The following is a 2,004-nucleotide window of genomic DNA, read 5'->3' as shown; positions in this document are numbered from 1 at the left end:
GCCGTGAGAACGCGACCATCGAAGCGTCTGACATCCCGGGTTCCTGCTGACCCAGCAAAGCACTACTAGTCGGACTGGATGACCATCAACCGGAACGTCGTCGACGGCGACTCGCGCCCGCACGTCTGCAACATGTGCCAGGCCAGGTTGCCTGGACCGTTGTCGGCCTGAGGAAGACGCTGCCTGCTGATCCCGAGCACCCCGTCCGGGCTTTCGCCGAGGACCTCCGGCGTGCCGACGAGCACCGCCAGGCCGAACGCCAGCACGTCCGCGCGCAGGTCGTCGTCGAGGTCGTCGGTGAGCCCGATCTTGCACTGCGGTTCGCCGTGCTCGTCGGAACCGAGGCCGACCAGGCCCGCGAGACCGACGCTGTGCGCCGCCGGGACCTCGAACACGCGGACATTGGTGCCCATCGCGAGCGCCATCAGCCGGGCTGTCGGGGTGGTGAGCATCGGATCGTTGATGGCCGCGTCGCCGTTGCCGGCGGAATCGTCTGTGCGCTCGCCCATGATGCTTCGGATCCTAGCCGCGGACGCCGTTCCGGAGAACTGCGAGATGGTCGATCGGAGCTGTGGCGCAGTTGCAGACCTGCGCTTACCGCGAGAATTCCGGCCGCGATGTCACCAGGACGGGTGAACCTGACTTCGTTGAGGTCAACGGATTTCCTGTCACTGACAGGGACAGGATGCGCACGCGCCGCACGGTGATACCGGGTCTTGGACGGGACGCACGGAATTGTTGCGTCATTTGCGGCACAGGAATGTGCGGTTCGAAAGGTTCCTGAAATGGCAGCACCACTTGCAGGCCGGCGCGCGCTCGTGACCGGGGCCGCGCGCGGAATCGGAGCGGCGGTCGTGCGGCGGCTGGCGAGCGACGGCGCCGCGGTCGCCCTCACCTACAACGCCTCGGCCGGCGCGGTGGAGAAGCTGGTGGCCGAGGTCGCCGAAGCCGGGGCACCGCCGTGGCGATCCAGGCCGACAGCGGTGACCCCGAGCAGGTGGCCAGGTCGATCGACGAGACCGTGACCCGGCTGGGCGGCCTGGACGTCCTCGTCAACAACGCCGGCATCCTGCCCGCGGCTCCGCTCGAGTCGATGACCGTCGAGCAGTTCGACCGGGTGGTCGCGATCAACATCCGGAGTGTGTTCGCCTTTCCTCAGCGGTGACTCCGGACGTCCGCACTCGTCGGTGGTGCGGTGCGATTCGGGCGAGCATCGGCGTGTGGGCGTCGAGCCGGGCACGGAAGTCGTGCCAGTCCCGCTCGACCGACCACGCCGACTCGGCCAGCGCGCACAGCCGGGGGAACGCCAGGTACTCGGCGTGCTCCGGGGTGCGCACGAACTCCGTCCACAGCTGGCCCTGGGTGCCGAGCACTCTGGCCGCCCAGGCGGGGTCCCAGTCGGGCGGCAGCGGGTCGTTGCGGTAGACGTCCTCCAGCGTCACCACGGCGGCGGGCTGGCCGGGCGGCTCGCCATCGGCGCTCTGCGGGTAGTCGAGGTAGGTGCTGAGGAACGGTGCCATGACGAGGTTGTGGCCGCGGCGCACGGCTGCGCGGCCGTGCTCGGGATCGCGCCAGATCATCACCGCTGCCGCGAGCGGCAGGCCGTCCGGGTTCTCGCCGTCGTCCCAGAGGATCGGGTGACGGCCCTGCGAGACCAGGAACGAGCTGATCCGGCCGAGGAACCAGCCGTGCAGGGCGGACGCGTCCGGCAGGCCCTCCGCGGTGATGCGGGCGGCGGCAAGTGGGCTGGTCTCCCATTCGACCGCCGGGCATTCGTCGCCGCCGATGTGGATGTGCGGGGACGGGAACACCTCCAGCACCTCGGTCAGGACGTCGCGCAGGAAGGCGAAGGTCTCCTCCTGCACGCCGTACAGGGCGTCGGACACGCCCCACCCGGTCCACACGGGCAGTGTCCTCGAAGGAAAGTTGCCGAGCGACGGGTACGCGGCGAGGGCGGCGCGGGCGTGGCCGGGCATCTCGATCTCGGGCACCACGGTCACACCT

General features: G+C 69.7%; 2 protein-coding genes and 1 pseudogene. 1 reads left to right on the top strand and 2 read right to left on the bottom strand.

What is annotated here, in order from left to right; translation table 11 throughout:
* Positions 1 to 65 precede the first annotated feature (65 nt).
* Entirely contained in the window at positions 66 to 509 is a 444-nt protein-coding gene (locus UK23_RS36275; RefSeq protein WP_045316280.1) for a hypothetical protein, read from the bottom strand.
* 276 nt (positions 510 to 785) lie between these two features.
* Between UK23_RS36275 and UK23_RS55165 the strand changes: the two are divergent.
* Positions 786 to 1,165 (top strand): annotated as a pseudogene (locus tag UK23_RS55165) (SDR family NAD(P)-dependent oxidoreductase).
* Here the strand turns inward: UK23_RS55165 and UK23_RS36265 are convergent.
* Positions 1,128 to 2,004: family 20 glycosylhydrolase (locus UK23_RS36265; protein ID WP_045316279.1), on the bottom strand; the 877-nt coding region annotated here is incomplete at its 5' end. The pseudogene UK23_RS55165 and the gene UK23_RS36265 overlap by 38 nt on opposite strands.

It is taken from the genome of Lentzea aerocolonigenes (assembly GCF_000955955.1).
GTDB lineage: Bacteria > Actinomycetota > Actinomycetes > Mycobacteriales > Pseudonocardiaceae > Lentzea > Lentzea aerocolonigenes_A.
Note: the sequence above shows the minus strand (reverse complement) of the source record. Positions and strands in the feature narration are given on the sequence as shown.